Source organism: Methylosinus sp. H3A, assembly GCF_015709455.1.
In the GTDB taxonomy this organism is placed as follows: Bacteria; Pseudomonadota; Alphaproteobacteria; order Rhizobiales; family Beijerinckiaceae; genus Methylosinus.
The window spans coordinates 384,956-399,916 of sequence record NZ_JADNQW010000005.1 but is presented as its reverse complement, the minus strand read 5'-3'; the positions used below and the strand labels follow the sequence as shown (position 1 = coordinate 399,916).

The following is a 14,961-nucleotide window of genomic DNA, read 5'->3' as shown; positions in this document are numbered from 1 at the left end:
GCATCGGCGTGCGCCGGCTCGAAAGCCGCGGCGCGAAAAGTCGATGGAGGCCGAACTGTCCGACAATCGCATCCGCAACGTCGCCACGGCGGCGCAGAAGACCCCCGCCGCCGGCGAAGATTACGAGAAGCTCGGGCGCGACGCGCTCGTGTCGCTGCTGCGCAGCGTCATCGAGCAGCGTGACGACGTTCTCTCCAAATATGAGGCGATGGCGCTTCAGGTCGACGAATCGACCCGCGAGATCGACGACGCCCAGCTCGAAGCGCGGCGCAACGCCCAGAAGGCCGAAGGCAGCGTGCGCCACGCTCGGGAGGAGGAGGCGCACGCCGCCGAGCTGCAGCGCCGGCTCGACGAGGAGGGTCGCGCAAAGGCGGCGCTCGCCCAGGAATTCGCGCGCTATCGCGACAAGGTGGCCAGCATAAGGGTGGACGACCCCTGGGACCAGCTGTGGCGCGCCGTCTCGCAGATCGCCGGCGACGCGCTCGCCTGGGTGCGGGCGAAGATTCCGCCGGACAGCCAGTTCCTGCCCTGGTTCGACAAGGCGGTCGATTTCGCCAAGGCGACGGGCCGTCTCGCCCGCGAATGGAGCCTCGCTTTCTACGATTGGGCGCGGCCGCATGCGATCGGCTTCTACGAATGGGGAAAGCCGCGCGCGATCGAGCTGTGGAAAAAGGCGAAAAACGAGATCGAGCGGCGAATAGGCCCGGCCAAATCGTAGGGCCGGGCCAAAATCGCCGGTTCTCCAAGCGCGAACACGGCTGGAAATGCCCGCGCCAATGCGTTAGATTCCCAGCATGTACGCCCGCTGCGCCGTCGTCGCGATCACCCTCTCCGCCGCGCTCGGCCTCGCCCCCGAGGCGAAGGCCGCGGCCGCGCGCGGCGCCGTTCTCGCCTGCCGCGACCAGGCCGACATAAAACGCGCCTTTCGCCCGGTCTCGGACAAGGCGGCCAAGGACGACCCCGCCTATTTCCGCGGCAAGCTGTCGTCTGGCCAATGCGTGCAGCTCATGCGCGATCAAAAGGTTGACGTCGATCAGCGGGACGGGCCGCTGTGGTGTGTGCGTCCCTCCGGCGCGCTGGATTGCTTCTGGACGCACGAAAAAGCCATCGACCTCTATCCCGCTCCGCCGCGGCAGCCGGGCGAGCAGCCCTCCCAGAAAAAGCGCTGAATCGCCCTCCGGCGTGGCGCGAACGCGGTTCCCTCGAGTTGGTCTGTGGCCGCTCGACTGGTAGAACTGTGCCCGTTACGTAATGATTCTCGCCCCAGGGAGCGACGGAAGCCATGATCCAGCCGGCGAAATGGTGGATCGGCCTGCCCGTGCTGGCCGTCTTGTTCACGATCGTCGCGACGTCCAACGTCGAGAAGATCGAAAAGGATTTGGGTGATCGCGCGCGCGCGGCGCTCGACAAGTCGCCCGGCGCGATCGAGGGAGCGGCCGTCGGCGTGGACGGGCGCGACGTCAGGCTCTCCGGCGTCGCCCTTTCCGCCAACGCCGTCGCCGAGGCTGTCAGAGCCGTCGAAGGACAAGAGGGCGTGCGCGGCGTGATCGACGCGACGACGCCGCCGCCCTTGGCCAAGCCTTTCGTCTTCTCGCTCGAGCGCAAGGGCAAGACGCTCGCTCTCTCCGGCGATGCGCCGCTCCCCGGCGAACGCGCGACCGTCCGCGCCGCGGCCGCCGGCAAAGGTCTCGAGCTCGCCGATGCTTCGGTCTCGGCCCTCGGCGCGCCGAAAAATTTCGCCGCGCTCGCCGCCTATGGCGTCACGCTGCTCGACGCGCTCGGCGAGGGCAGGGTGACGGTCTCCGACGCCGCGCTCTCGGTGACGGGCGCGGCCGCCAATTTCGACGGTTACGATCGCGCCGAAGCGGCGTTGAAGGCGCCGCCCGAAGGCGTCTTGGTGAAAGCGGCCGAGATCGCGCCGCCGCGCGTGGCGCCTTTCGTCTGGAGCGCGGCCAAGGCCGGCGAGATCGTGTCGCTGTTCGGCTATGCGCCGAGCGAGAAGACGCGCGAGGCGCTCGTCGCCGAGGCCGCCAATCTCGGCAAGGCGAGCGATCAGTCCCGCGTCGCGGGCGGCGCGCCCGGCGATTTCGCCGCTGCGGCGACCGCGGCGCTGCGCGAGCTCTCCAAGCTCTCGAGCGGCAAAGCCTCCATCTCGGACGGCGTCGTCTCGATCGAAGGCTCCGGCAAGACCAATATCGGCGCGTCCGCCATAGAGGCGAGCCTGCGCGTCGGCCTGCCCAAGAGCTTCCGTCTCGGTCAGGTGGCGGTGGCGGCGGGCGCCGTCTCGCCTTTCGTCTTCACCGCGCGCAAGCAGGATGGCGCGCTCTCGCTGGCCGGCTTTGCGCCGGACGCGGCCGCCCGCGCGCGCATCGTCGCGCAGGCGAGGCGCGATTTGGGCGAGGTCGTGGAAGACGAGCTTTCCGTCGCCGACGGCGCGCCCAAGGGGTTCGCCGAGGCGGCGATCGCCGCTCTGCGGGCCCTGGCGCGGCTCGACGCCGGCGTCGCGGCTCTGTCGGACCGCAAGCTCGCGCTCGAAGGCGCGGCCTTTAACGCCAAGGCGCAGTTCGACATCAGCGCGCGGCTGTTCCGCGATCTGCCGGAAGGCTACGAGAACGCCGCGCGGCTCGGCCTCGCGACGACGACCGACGAGATTCCGCCGACGCGACTCTATGCCGCGCTGGCGGAGACCGCGGCGAGAGGGCTTTCTTTCGGCGCCGATAATTCGATCGCGGAAACATCCTTGCCGGTCGTCGACTCTCTGGCTTTCGTGTTGCTGCGCAGCCCGGGCGCGGCGGTCGACATCGTCGGGCGTTTCGCGGGCGCGGGCTCGGATTTGGAGGACGAGGCCATCGGCCTGCGTCGCGCCGAGGCCGTGCGCAACTATCTCATCGAGGCGGGCGTCGAAGCGGCGCGACTCTCCGCCTCGGGCGCCGCTGCGGCCGACAAAAGCGGCCGTCGCATCGAATTCTCGATCCGGTGATCCGGGGCTTTCGAGGGAGAACGCCATGCTCTATCTGCTCGCCGCCTCCGCCGAGTGGCTCGCCGCCGCGCTCGTCCTGGGGCTCGTCGTCGGCTTCTGGACCACGACAAAGAAGTCGGGCGCGAAATTCGACGGCCATGGGGTCATCGTGACCTCGGCCTTCGCGCTCGCCGGCGGATTTTTCGTCGCCAATCTGCAAACCATTCCGGGCCGTGGCGGGCTCTTCTTCGAATTGGGGCTGCTCTTCGCGACGGCCTATCTGATCGGCCTGCCCTTCGGCGGCGGCGTGCGGCTGCTGTTCGGCGCCGCCTCACCGGCCGTGCCGGCGAAGAAAAAGCAGCCGCATGTGGTGCTTCGCGGGGCGGCCGCCCTCTCCGCGGAAGCGCCGACTCCCGCCCCCATCGATCCCGCCCCCATCGATCCCGCTCCCGTCGATCCGCCGGTCGTCGCCGCGCGTGCGCCCGAGCCCGCTCCCAAAGCCGAGGCTCCCGCCGCCGAGCCGCGCCGTCGCGCTGCGGCGCCGGCTTCGCCGCGTCCGGCCGAGAGCGAGAAGAAAGCGCCCGGCCAGCGGCCCGAAGCACTCGCCGCGCCGCGCGGTGGCCGCCCCGACGATCTGACCAAGATCAAGGGCCTCGGCCCCAAGAGCGTCGAGAAGCTGCATGGGCTCGGCGTCTATCATTTCGACCAGATCGCCGGCTGGTCCTCCGAGAATGTCGCCTGGATCGGCGCGACGCTCGCGGTTCCGGGCCGTCCGGAACGCGGCCGCTGGGTGGCGCAGGCCAGGGATCTCGCCGGCGCGAAGAACGAGGCGGCCTCCGAGCAGGCGCAGGCGGAATGAGGGGCGCGCATCGTCTCGCAGCGTCGCTTCTCTTCTGCGCGGTCGCTGCGGCGTCGGCGCAAGACATGCTGCGCAATGTCGATCTCGCCCAGCCCGCCTATTCGCAGTCCGAATTCACCCGCGCCGACATTGAGGCGCGGCTCGCCGCGACGAAGCCGGGCGAGACGCTCGATCTTTCCGGTCGCAGCCTCAACGGGCTCGACCTCTCCGGCCTCGATCTTACCGGCGTCAATCTGCGCGCGGCGCGGCTGGTGAAAGCGCGGCTCGCCGGGGCCAAGCTCGACGGCGCCATTCTCGATCAGGCCTGGTTGCTGGAGGCCGATCTCTCCGGCGCGACGCTGCGCGGCGCGCATGTTTTCGCGACCCAGCTCCAGCGCGCGCGGGCCGAAGGCGCGGATTTTTCCGAGAGCCGGCTCGCCGCCGATCTCACCGGGGCCGATCTGCGCGGCGCCTCTTTCCGCGGCGCGAACATGTCCGCGGATATGAAGAACCAGTCCATGGGGCTGATGCGCGCCGTGCTGCGCTCGGCGCGGCTCGACGGCGCGCATTTCGACGGCGCCGATCTCTCCCGCGCCGATATGCGCTATGCGCGGGCGCCGGGCGCGATCTTCGACAAAGCCTCGCTGAAGGATGTCGACGCCGCCGGCGCCGATTTCACCGGCGCGCGCTTCGAGGGAACTTCGGCCGAGGGCCTGTCGCTCGACTCCGTGCGGATCGACAGAGGCGCGGCCGCGACGCTGAAAGGCGCGGTCGATCTCGATCGCGCCTATCTGCAATAGAGCGTTTCCAGCCGAAGTGGACGCCGGTTCGGCGTTGGGAAACGCGTCGAAACCTCTAGGGGTGGGGGCTGCCCGATCGCGCCGCCGCCATAGATGAACGAAGGGCGATGACACAAGAACCCTTCCGCATCGGCGTCGATCTCGGCGGCACAAAGACAGAGGCAGTCGCCATCGGCCTGCGAGGCGAGACGCTGGCGCGTCGGCGCGCACCGACGCCTGCCCATGATTACGCCGCCGTTCTGGCGACGATCGGCGGCCTCGTGCTCGATCTCGAGCGCGAGATCGGCGGGCGCGGCAGCGTCGGCGTCGGCACGCCGGGCGTGATCTCGCCGCGCACCGGCCTCGTGAAGAACTCCAACACCACCGGGCTCAACGGCAAGCCGCTGGACAAGGACTTGGAGGCCCTGCTCGAGCGCCCGGTGCGGCTCGAGAATGACGCCAATTGCTTCGCCCTTTCGGAGGCCGTCGACGGCGCCGGAGCGGGCGCGCACATCGTTTTCGGCGTGATTTTGGGGACGGGCGTCGGCGGCGGAATCGTCGTCGACGGCAAGGTTCTGGCGGGCGTCAACAAGGTGGCGGGCGAATGGGGCCATACGCCTCTGCCCTGGATGACGCCGGACGAATTTCCCGGGCGGCTCTGCTACTGCGGCCATCATGGCTGCGTGGAGACGTTTCTCTCCGGCCCGGCGCTCGCTATCGACTATGGCCAGTGCAGCGGCGCGCAGGCGAGCGGCGAGGAAATCGCGGCGCGCGCCGCAGCGGGCGAGGCGGCGGCGCGCCATGCGCTGGAGGTCTATCGCGACCGCCTGTCGCGCGCGCTGGCGGCGATCGTCAATCTGCTCGATCCTGATGTCATCGTGCTCGGCGGCGGCGTGTCCAATATCGATTTTATTTACGAGGGCTTGCGCGATCTGGTCGAGAAGCAGGCTTTCTCGGATGCGATCGACACGCGCATATTGCGCAATGTGCATGGCGACTCGGGCGGCGTGCGCGGGGCGGCATGGCTGTGGGGCGGGCCGGATCGCGGGATGTAATGCGCTTTTCCTGATATGATGAGCGGCGTTCCGTTTCTCGGGGGCTGTTCATGTCGAATTTGCGAACGATCGAATTGAAGGCCTTCGTCCCGGCGAAGGATTTTGAACTCTCCAAGCGCTTCTATCAGGATTTTGGCTTCACGCTCGCCTCGGACGGCGACGGCGTCGCCTATTTCCATCACGAGACTGTGAGCTTCCTGCTGCAGAATTTCTACGTGAAGGAATTCGCCGAGAATTTGATGATGCATCTGCTCGTCGAGGATGTCGACGCGTGGCGGGCGAAAGTCGAGGAGAGCGGGATCGCCGCGCGTTATGGCGTCGAGGTCTCGGAGGTGCGGCTCCAGCCCTGGCGCATGCGCGACTTCACGCTGCACGATCCATCTGGCGTGTTGTGGCGGATCGGGCAAAATGTGGAGTGAGTGCGGCGCGAGATTCCGTGCGTGAAAGGGGCCTATGCCGCGGCGAGCGCGTGGACGAGCGTTTTCGCGACTTCGTCGGATGATTTTCGCGAGGCGTCGAGAATGGCGAAATCGGCGATCGAGGGCAGTTCGCGGTCTCCGGCGCCGGGCATGACGACAAATAGCCGCTTGCCCAGCGCTTTGGCCGCGCCGGCTTCGAAAAAGGCCAGGTTCGCACCGTTGGAGCCGGACTCGGGAATGACGAGGATCGCCGCGTCGGATTCGTCGATCGCCTGTCGCAGAGCATGACCGAGCGAATCTCCCGGTCGAGCGCTGGCGGCGGGATCGATCACACAGACGCCCATCCGCTCGAGTCCCTCGCGCAAGGAGTGGGCGAAGCGCTCGTCCCCATGGCTGTAGGAAATGAACAGCTTCATTCGCGATCTCCCGAATGGATGCGCTCGGCCAGCTCCCGAATGTATTCGTCGAAATCGTCGAGGGCAACGACATTGGTCGGGCCGAGACAAGCCATGCCGCCGTGATTCCTTTCGATTTCTTCGATCGTCACGCCATAGGTCACCCCGACGAAGCGCTTTTTCAATGCCCAGGCGGCTGCGATCTCGGTCCAGACCCAATTGCGGTCGACCGACCAGGGCGTAAGCAAAGCGACCAGCTCGGCGCAGTGCTCGATCCCCGTGCGGATCCGCTCTTCGATACGGTCACCCTTCTTGATGTCGAATATGTCGATGAATGGCGCGCCTCCCGCATCGGAGATCGAACGCGCCATTTGTCTGGCCACCCAGCGATCATGCCAGCCGTGGGAAACGAAAATCGAATATGTCACGCGTCCACCCGTAGAAAGACGACGGCTGAAAACTACCCCTCCATCGCCTCCAGCTCCGCGATGAGCCCTTCGATCATCTCGAGCCCTATGCCCCAAAAGGCCGGATCGCGCGCGTCCAGGCCGAAGGGCGCGAGCAGCTCATTGTAGGGCTTGGCGCCGCCCGCTTCGAGCAGGCCGAAATAGCGCTCGGCGAAACCCGTCTCCGCCTTTTGATAGACGCCATAGAGCGAGTTCACGAGACAATCGCCGAAGGCGTAGGCGTAGACATAGAAGGGCGAATGCACGAAATGCGGAATATAGGCCCAGAAGGATTCATAGCCTTCGCCGAGGCGAATGGCCGGGCCGAGGCTGTCGCTCTGCACGCTCATCCACAGCTCGCAGAGCTTGTCGGCGGTGAGCTCGCCATTCTTGCGCTCGGTGTGGACCTTGCGCTCGAAGGAATAGAAGGCGATCTGCCGCACCACAGTGTTGAGCATGTCTTCGACCTTGGCGGCGAGCAGCGCGCGCTTCTTGGCGGTCTCGGTCGTCTGCGCCAATAGCGAGCGGAAGGTCAGCATCTCGCCGAAGACGGAGGCCGTCTCGGCCAGCGTCAGCGGCGTCGGCGCCATCAGCGCGCCTTGGCGCGAGGCCAGCACTTGATGCACGCCATGGCCGAGTTCATGGGCCAGCGTCATCACATCGCGCGTCTTGCCCTGGAAATTGACCAGAACATAAGGATGCACAGAGGGCACGGTCGGATGCGCGAAGGCGCCCGGCGCCTTGCCGGGCCGCACCGGCGCGTCGATCCAGTTGCGCTCGAAGAAGCGCGAGGCGATCTCGGCCATTTGCGGCGCGAAGCCGCTATAGGCCGTGAGAACGATGTCGCGAGCCTCGTCCCAGCTATAGGCATGCGACGGCACGGACGGCAGCGGCGCATTGCGGTCCCAATAGTCCAGCGCCTCCCTGCCGAACCACTTGGCCTTGAGCTTATAATAGCGATGCGAGAGCTTGGGATGCGCCGCGGTGACGCTCGCGACCAGCGCCTCCACCACCTCCGGCTCGACGCGGTTGGAGAGATGGCGGGAATCGGCGACGTCCTTGAAGCCGCGCCAGCGGTCGCCGATCTCCTTGTCCTTGGCGAGCGTGTTGGTGACGAGCGCGAATGTGCGCAGATTGGCCTTCAGCGTCGCGCCGACGGCGAGCGCGGCTTCGCGGCGCACCTCCTCATGCGAATCCTGCATTAGATTCAGCGCAGGCTCGATCGTCAGCTCCTTGCCGCCGATCGAAAAGCGCAGCGCGGCGATGGTCTCGTCGAAGAGGCGGTTCCAGGCGGCGCGGCCGGTGGCGGATTTCTCGTGGAAGAGACGCTCCAGCTCGTCGGAGAGCTCATAGGGCTTCTCCATGCGAATATCTTCGAGCCAGGGCTTCCAATGCGCGAGCGGCGCCGTCGCCGCCGCGGCGTCGAGAACGGCGTCCTCGATACGGTTGAGCTCGAGCTGGAAGAACAGCAATTGCGTGGAAATTTCGGTGATCTTGTCTTGAATGTCGCCGTAGAATTTGGCGCGCGCGGGGTCGCTGGTGTCGCCGGCGTAGACGAGACCCGCATAGGACATGATTCGGCCCAACAGGTCCTGTAGCGCCTCATAGCGCCGCACGGCCTCTGCGAGCCTCTCGCTCGCCGCCGCGCCGGCCGCCAATTCGCCGAGACGGCCACGAAGCTCGGCCGCGAAGGCGGACGCCTCCTTTTCCGCCGCCGCTATGTCGGCGGCCAGCGCTGGCGAATCCGGCGCGGAATAGAGATCGGCGAGATTCCATTCGGGGAGCGCGGGGCCGGGGCCGCCGGCCTGAGCCTCGGAGACGGCGTCGCGAAGGGGGCCTTGGTCGCGTGCGTGAAGTTGCGGCATGGTTCGAACCGGGAGTTGATGATGAAGGGCGTTTCGCCGAATATCGGGCACAGAACGGAAAAAATGCAAGTCGCAGGCCGTTCGGGAGATTTCACGCTCCTCGGCCCTTTCACGCTCCTCGGCCCCTGGAATCGCCCGGACGGCGAGGCTCTCGTTAACGACCCCTTTACCCTGATCCCCGAGCATGGGCTGGAGATGGTGTCGTCCACGTCCTCTACCGCACGCGTCGGATCGTCGCGATCCGGTCGAGCCCACACCGCGCAGCCTTGAGAGATTTCAAGAGGATCAATGACTTCAACGATACTTATCGCCGATGATGATCCGGTCCAGCGCCGTCTGCTCGAGGCTTCGGCGCGGCGTTTCGGCTTCGATGTGGAGACCGTCGACGGCGGCGAGCAGGTTTTGACGCGGCTGACGAAGAACGGCGCGACGCCGATCGATCTGCTCATTCTCGACCTCGTCATGCCCGATCTCGACGGTATGGGGGTGCTCACCCGCATGCGTGACCTCAAGATCGACGTGCCCGTCATCGTGCAGACCGCCAATGGCTCCATCGAGACGGTGATCTCGGCCATGCGCGCCGGCGCGCATGATTTCGTCGTCAAGCCGGTCGGCGCGGAGCGTCTGCAGGTCTCCATCAAGAATGCGCTGTCGGCCGATGCGCTCGCGGGCGAGTTGCGCCGTGTCAATCGCCGCACGCAGGGCGCGCTGACCTTCCGCGACCTCGTCTCGCGCAGCGACGAGATGGCGCGGGTCATCCGCCTCGGCGAGCGCGCCGCCCATTCGAATATTCCGGTGCTCATCGAGGGCGAGTCGGGCGTCGGCAAGGAGATCGTCGCGCGCGCCATTCAGGGCGGCTCGGATCGCCGTGGCAAGCCCTTCGTCACCGTGAATTGCGGCGCTCTGCCGGCCAATCTCGTCGAATCCATCCTCTTCGGCCATGAGAAGGGCGCCTTCACCGGCGCGACCGAGAAGCATTCGGGCAAATTCCTCGAGGCCAATGGCGGCACGCTGTTCCTCGACGAGATCGGCGAATTGCCGCTCGAGACGCAGGTGAAGCTGCTCCGCGCCTTGCAGGAGGGCGAGATCGATCCTGTCGGCGCCAAGCGCCCGGTGCGCGTCGACATCCGCCTCATCTCGGCGACGAACCAAAATCTGATCGAGCTGGTCAAGCGCGGCCAGTTCCGCGAGGATTTGTTCTATCGCCTCAATGTCTTCCCCATCACCATTCCGCCGCTGCGCGCGCGCCGCGACGATATCGGCGATCTGGCGCGCCGCTTCGCCATCCGCTTCGCGGCGGAGGAGAACAAGCGTCTGCGCGGCATCGCCAATGAGGCGGCCAATCTGCTGGCCAGCTACGACTGGCCGGGCAATGTCCGCCAGCTCGAGAACGCCGTGTTCCGCGCCGTGGTGCTGGCCGACGGCGACGAGCTGACGGTCAATGAATTTCCGCAGATCGCCGCCCATGTGGACGGGTTTTCGGCCCGCGTGCCGCCGGTTCCGGCGCCCGTCGCGCCCGGCTCCGCGCCGGAGCGGGAGATCGTGCGGGTCGAGATTCGCGATCCCAATGTGATGGCGCTGCTCGGGCCGCATGGCGATATGCGCCGCCTCGAGGAGCTGGAGGCGGAGGTCATCAAATTCGCCCTCGTCCATTATCGCGGGCAGATGTCGGAGATTGCGCGTCGTCTGGGCATAGGCCGCTCGACGCTCTACCGGAAAATGAAGGAGTACGGGCTCGGCGAGGAGATGGACGAGAATGTCGACGCCGCCTGAAGAGGCGAAGGCGCCGCGAATTTAGGCGTCTGCCGGCTTGCCCGCGGAAGCGCTGGCGGCCATTCTGCGGCTTAGAATGCGCCGCGCGCTCTCGGGCGCCGCGCGAAGAACGGAGACCTTCTCAGTCATGTCCGAGCTCTATGATATCGAAGCGCGCACGATCGACGGCGAAACCGTCAAGATCGGCGACTACGCCGGCAAGGTGATCCTGATCGTCAATGTGGCGAGCCGATGCGGCTTCACGCTGCAATACAATGGCCTCGAGGCGATCTGGAACGAGAACCGCGACAAGGGTTTCGTCATTCTGGGCTTCCCTTGCAACCAGTTCAGCAATCAGGAGCCGGGAACCGACGAGGAGATCAAGACCTTCTGCTCGACCCGCTTCATCGTGACCTTCCCGCTGTTCAGCAAGATCGAGGTGAATGGCGAAAATCAGCATCCGCTCTACAAGCTGCTGAAGGAGAAGGATCCGGGCCCGGCGGAAGACGTGAAGTGGAATTTCACCAAATTTCTCATCGATCGGAAGGGAAATGTGGTGAAGCGCTTCCAGGCGACCAATACGCCGCGCCAGATGGAGCCCGACATTCACGCGCTGCTCGCGGCCGAGGCCTGAGTCCGCGGGCGCCCGCCCTCCGAGGGCGGGCGCGGTGACGAAATCGCGCGAGCGCGCCATATTGGTCGAGCAGCTCCCTTGCAAACCCGCCGTAGATGCGGTGGGTTCGCGCGGAGGCTCGGGCGCGCCGCGATCCGGGCGACGAGGAGAGAGGTCGCCGTCGTCATGGGCGGGATATATGATTTTCGAGCGCGCGCGATAGACGGCGGGACACAGAGCCTCGCCGACTATGCCGGCAAAGTTCTGCTCGTCGTCAATGTGGCGAGCAAATGCGGATTCACGCCGCAATATGCGGGGCTCGAGGCGCTCTGGCGCGAGTATCGCGACCGCGGTTTCGCCGTGCTCGGCTTTCCCTGCGATCAATTCGGCCATCAGGAGCCGGGCGACGAGGCCGCCATCGGCGCCTTCTGCTCCCTGAGCTATGACGTGACCTTTCCGCTCTTCGCCAAGATCGAGGTGAATGGCGAGACCGCCCATCCGCTCTATCGCTTTTTGAAGGCGCAGGCGCCCGGCCTTTTCGGAACGCAGGCGATCAAATGGAATTTCACCAAATTCCTCGTCGATCGAAAGGGCCGCGTCGTGAAACGCTATGCGTCGACCGATAAGCCGCAGGCGATCGCGGCCGACATCGAGAAACTTTTGGCGGAGGCGCCGTGACCATCGCGATCGACATTGCGCGCCGCGACGACGGCGCGCCGAAAATGCTCTCCTTCGACGTCGTCGTGCGCGACGCGGCCAGCAAATCGCGCCATCGCGTGACCATGTCGCAAACGCTCGCCGAGCGATTGGGCGGCGGCGTCTCCAGCGCCGAGCAATGTCTCGACGCGGCGTTTCGCTTCCTGCTCGACCGCGAGTCCAAGGAGCAGATTCTCGCGCAATTCGATGTGAGCGTGATCTCGCTCTATTTTCCGGAGTTCGAGCGCGAGCTGCCGAAATATCTGGGGTGACGTCTCGCCGGGGAGCTTGCGCAGGGCGGTCTCGATGGCGCGCTCGGCAAAAGGCGGCCGAGACGAATCGGCGCTGCGACCTTTTGTCTCGGGCGAGACCCGAGCCGCCCGGCGCCGGCGAAGCTCGCGCCAATGGCCGAGCACACGGCCCTGCTCATGCTCGCGTTTCATGGCGCATGACTGCATTTAATTTGGCGACTTGGAGCTGCTGTCGTAAGGTCACAAAAGCGACACGCGCCGTCGACGCGGGGAAGGCGTCCCGCAGCCGGGCGGACCGTCCGTCGGAGGTCGTCGATGAAACTGAATTACAAGCCCTTCATGATATTCGCGATTGTCGCGCTGCTCGCGGTCGCGCTGGCCATGCTGTTCGATCAGCGCAACCAACGCACGGCTGGACGCGACATCACCTTCAGCGAATTGCTGGCGCAGATCGACCAGGGCCGAGTCCATGACGTGACCATCGCCGGCAATGAGATATCCGGGCATTTCGCGGACAATCGCTCCTTCACCACTTATTCGCCGAATGATCCGACGCTGGTGCAGCGCCTGACCGCCAAGAATGTGGCCATCAGCGCGCGTCCGTCGAACGACGGCGGCAGCTGGTGGATGACGCTGTTCCTGAATGCGCTGCCGCTCATCGCCTTTCTCGGCGTGTGGGTGTTTCTCGCGCGGCAGATGCAGAACGGCGGCGCCGGCCGCGCCATGGGCTTCGGCAAGTCGAAGGCCAAGCTCCTGACCGAGACGCAGGGCCGCGTGACCTTCGAGGATGTCGCGGGCGTCGACGAGGCGAAAGAGGATTTGCAGGAGATCGTCGAATTCCTGCGCGATCCGCAGAAATTCCAGCGCCTCGGCGGCCGCATTCCGCGCGGCGTGCTGCTCGTCGGACCGCCCGGCACGGGTAAGACGCTGCTCGCCCGCGCCATCGCCGGCGAGGCGAATGTGCCGTTCTTCACCATCTCTGGCTCCGACTTCGTCGAAATGTTCGTCGGCGTCGGCGCCAGCCGCGTGCGCGACATGTTCGAGCAGGCGAAGAAGAATGCGCCTTGCATCATCTTCGTCGACGAGATCGACGCCGTCGGTCGTCACCGCGGCGCAGGCCTCGGCGGCGGCAATGACGAGCGCGAGCAGACGCTCAATCAGCTGCTCGTCGAGATGGACGGATTCGAGGCCAATGAGGGCATCATCCTCATCGCCGCGACCAACCGCCCCGACGTGCTCGATCCGGCGCTGATGCGTCCCGGCCGCTTCGATCGTCAGATCAATGTGCCGAACCCGGACTTCATCGGCCGCGAGAAGATCCTCAAGGTCCATGCCCGCAAGGTGCCGCTGGCGCCGGATGTGGATTTGAAGGTCGTCGCGCGCGGCACGCCGGGCTTCTCGGGCGCCGATCTGATGAACCTCGTCAATGAGGCGGCGCTGCTCGCGGCGCGTCGCAGCAAGCGCATCGTCACGCGGCAGGAGTTCGAGGATTCGCGCGACAAGATCATGATGGGCGCCGAGCGCCGCACTCTGGTGATGACGGAGGAGGAGAAGCGCCTCACCGCCTTCCACGAGGGCGGCCATGCGCTGGTGCAACTCAACATGCCGGGCGCGATCCCGATCCACAAGGCGACGATCATCCCGCGCGGCCGCGCGCTGGGCATGGTGCAGGGCCTGCCGGAGCGCGATCAGATCTCGCAGAGCTATGAGCAGCTCAAAGCCATGCTCGCATTGGCGATGGGCGGGCGCGTGGCGGAAGAGCTGGTGTTCGGCCACGACAAGGTGACGTCCGGCGCGGCGAGCGACATTCAGCAATGCACGCGCATCGCGCGGGCGATGGTGACGCAGCTCGGCTTCTCGGACAAGCTCGGCACAGTGGCCTACGCCGAGCCGCAGCAGGAGCAGTTCCTCGGCTATTCGATGGGCCGCACGCAGACGCTCTCCGAGGCGACGCAGCAGACGATCGACTCGGAGGTGCGGCGCCTGGTGCAGGAAGGCTATGACGACGCCAAGCGCATTCTGACCGAGAAGCGCGGCGATCTCGACCTGCTGGCCAATGGACTGCTGGAGTTCGAGACGCTGACCGGCGAGGAGCTGATCGGCCTGCTGCAGGGCAAGACGCCCGTGCGCGAGGACGTTCCGCCGCCGCCGCCGGCGCGCCCCTCGCCCGTGCCCACGGCCGGCTCGGCGCGCCCCTCGCCCGAGCCGGACACGGGAGGCCTCGAGCCGCATCCGGTGTGATGCGCAACACATCCGCGCAGAAGCGAAGCCCGGTCCTTTGGACCGGGCTTTTTGCTATCATGCCTATGGACCGGCCGCGCCTGTCAATTGCATTCCACGCTGCAAACAAAGGCGTTTCCATGGATTTTCAGCCGCTGGCGACCGCTCCTCCGGAGATTCTCGCGCATGTCGCCGCCGTCGCCGCCGCCATCCTTCTCGCTCCGGCGCAATTCGTCCTTCCGAAGGGAACGCCGTTGCATAAGTCGATCGGCCGGGCGTGGGTCGGAGCGATGATCGCGGTCTGCGCCTCGTCCTTCTTCATTCTGGACCGGCCGACGCCGCCGCATATCGGAGGCGTCAGCTGGCTTCATTTGCTCGCCGTGACGACACTCGCGCTTCTCTGGCGTGCGGTGCGGGACGCTCGGCGCGGTCGCATTCGCGCGCATCGGATCGGCATGGCTTGCCTCGCCCTGCTCGGGATCGGAATTCCCCTCGTCGTTGCTTTCGCCGTCCCCGGGAGGATCATGCATCGCCTTGTGTTCGAATGACGCCGGGGCTCGCGCCGGCGTGGCGTTTTTCGTGCATTCTGCGCGGATCGGCCCTGTCACGCCCGCGCCGCCGCTCCATATGGCTCTATCTGGGAGGCGAGCGCGGCGCGCCGGTTTTTCGCCGC

Annotated in this window: 16 protein-coding genes; 13 read left to right on the top strand and 3 right to left on the bottom strand. The window is 66.3% G+C overall.

The features are described 5' to 3' along the window. Window positions 1-43 precede the first annotated feature (43 nt). The 7 genes from IY145_RS04935 (at window position 44) to IY145_RS04905 (ending at window position 6,050) form a co-directional block, all read left to right on the top strand. Entirely contained in the window at window positions 44-718 is a 675-nt protein-coding gene (locus IY145_RS04935) for a hypothetical protein (RefSeq protein ID WP_210332618.1), read from the top strand. A 76-nt stretch (window positions 719-794) separates the two neighbouring features. Next, complete coding sequence (locus IY145_RS04930) at window positions 795-1,169, top strand: hypothetical protein (protein ID WP_196407186.1); 375 nt, start codon at window positions 795-797, stop codon at window positions 1,167-1,169. Window positions 1,170-1,282: 113 nt separating this feature from the next. Further along, window positions 1,283-2,980: an OmpA family protein gene (locus IY145_RS04925; RefSeq protein WP_196407185.1), complete on the top strand. Its 1,698-nt coding sequence runs from the start codon at window positions 1,283-1,285 to the stop codon at window positions 2,978-2,980. A 25-nt stretch (window positions 2,981-3,005) separates the two neighbouring features. Next, a complete protein-coding gene (locus IY145_RS04920; RefSeq protein WP_196407184.1) occupies window positions 3,006-3,818 on the top strand; it encodes a hypothetical protein in 813 nt (270 codons plus the stop codon). Further along, window positions 3,815-4,597, top strand: a complete 783-nt coding sequence (locus tag IY145_RS04915) for a pentapeptide repeat-containing protein (RefSeq protein WP_196407183.1) — start codon at window positions 3,815-3,817, stop codon at window positions 4,595-4,597. The genes IY145_RS04920 and IY145_RS04915 overlap by 4 nt, the downstream gene beginning before the upstream one ends. Window positions 4,598-4,704: 107 nt before the next feature. Continuing rightward, window positions 4,705-5,631, top strand: a complete 927-nt coding sequence (locus IY145_RS04910; RefSeq protein WP_196407182.1) for an ROK family protein — start codon at window positions 4,705-4,707, stop codon at window positions 5,629-5,631. 50 nt (window positions 5,632-5,681) lie between these two features. Continuing rightward, on the top strand, window positions 5,682-6,050 hold the full coding sequence (locus tag IY145_RS04905) for a VOC family protein (protein ID WP_196407181.1): 369 nt from the start codon (window positions 5,682-5,684) through the stop codon (window positions 6,048-6,050). A gap of 32 nt (window positions 6,051-6,082) precedes the next feature. On the opposite strand, the gene IY145_RS04900 is transcribed toward IY145_RS04905, so the two are convergent. From IY145_RS04900 to IY145_RS04890, 3 genes are read right to left on the bottom strand one after another with little or no spacing between them, the layout of a single operon-like run. Next, a complete protein-coding gene (locus IY145_RS04900) occupies window positions 6,083-6,466 on the bottom strand; it encodes a toll/interleukin-1 receptor domain-containing protein (protein ID WP_196407180.1) in 384 nt (127 codons plus the stop codon). Then, window positions 6,463-6,873 carry a toll/interleukin-1 receptor domain-containing protein gene (locus tag IY145_RS04895; protein WP_196407179.1) on the bottom strand — a complete coding sequence of 137 codons (411 nt, stop codon included), beginning with the start codon at window positions 6,871-6,873 and terminating at the stop codon, window positions 6,463-6,465. The genes IY145_RS04900 and IY145_RS04895 overlap by 4 nt, the downstream gene beginning before the upstream one ends. A gap of 32 nt (window positions 6,874-6,905) precedes the next feature. After that, window positions 6,906-8,756 carry a M3 family oligoendopeptidase gene (locus tag IY145_RS04890; protein WP_196407178.1) on the bottom strand — a complete coding sequence of 617 codons (1,851 nt, stop codon included), beginning with the start codon at window positions 8,754-8,756 and terminating at the stop codon, window positions 6,906-6,908. 288 nt (window positions 8,757-9,044) lie between these two features. Between IY145_RS04890 and IY145_RS04885 the strand changes: the two genes are divergently transcribed. The 6 genes from IY145_RS04885 to IY145_RS04860 all read left to right on the top strand — a co-directional run bounded on the left by IY145_RS04885 (window position 9,045) and on the right by IY145_RS04860 (window position 14,836). After that, on the top strand, window positions 9,045-10,529 hold the full coding sequence (locus IY145_RS04885) for a sigma-54 dependent transcriptional regulator (protein WP_196407177.1): 1,485 nt from the start codon (window positions 9,045-9,047) through the stop codon (window positions 10,527-10,529). 127 nt (window positions 10,530-10,656) lie between these two features. Then, complete coding sequence (locus IY145_RS04880) at window positions 10,657-11,142, top strand: glutathione peroxidase (RefSeq protein ID WP_196407176.1); 486 nt, start codon at window positions 10,657-10,659, stop codon at window positions 11,140-11,142. 165 nt (window positions 11,143-11,307) lie between these two features. Then, window positions 11,308-11,799 carry a glutathione peroxidase gene (locus tag IY145_RS04875; protein ID WP_196407175.1) on the top strand — a complete coding sequence of 164 codons (492 nt, stop codon included), beginning with the start codon at window positions 11,308-11,310 and terminating at the stop codon, window positions 11,797-11,799. Beyond that, the gene (locus IY145_RS04870) at window positions 11,796-12,089 is read left to right on the top strand and encodes a hypothetical protein (RefSeq protein WP_312030556.1); all 294 of its coding nucleotides are present in this window, start codon (window positions 11,796-11,798) and stop codon (window positions 12,087-12,089) included. The genes IY145_RS04875 and IY145_RS04870 overlap by 4 nt, the downstream gene beginning before the upstream one ends. A gap of 294 nt (window positions 12,090-12,383) precedes the next feature. Beyond that, window positions 12,384-14,309: an ATP-dependent zinc metalloprotease FtsH gene (gene ftsH / locus IY145_RS04865; RefSeq protein WP_196407174.1), complete on the top strand. Its 1,926-nt coding sequence runs from the start codon at window positions 12,384-12,386 to the stop codon at window positions 14,307-14,309. Window positions 14,310-14,428: 119 nt separating this feature from the next. Further along, a complete protein-coding gene (locus tag IY145_RS04860) occupies window positions 14,429-14,836 on the top strand; it encodes a DUF2306 domain-containing protein (protein ID WP_196407173.1) in 408 nt (135 codons plus the stop codon). Window positions 14,837-14,961 lie beyond the last annotated feature (125 nt).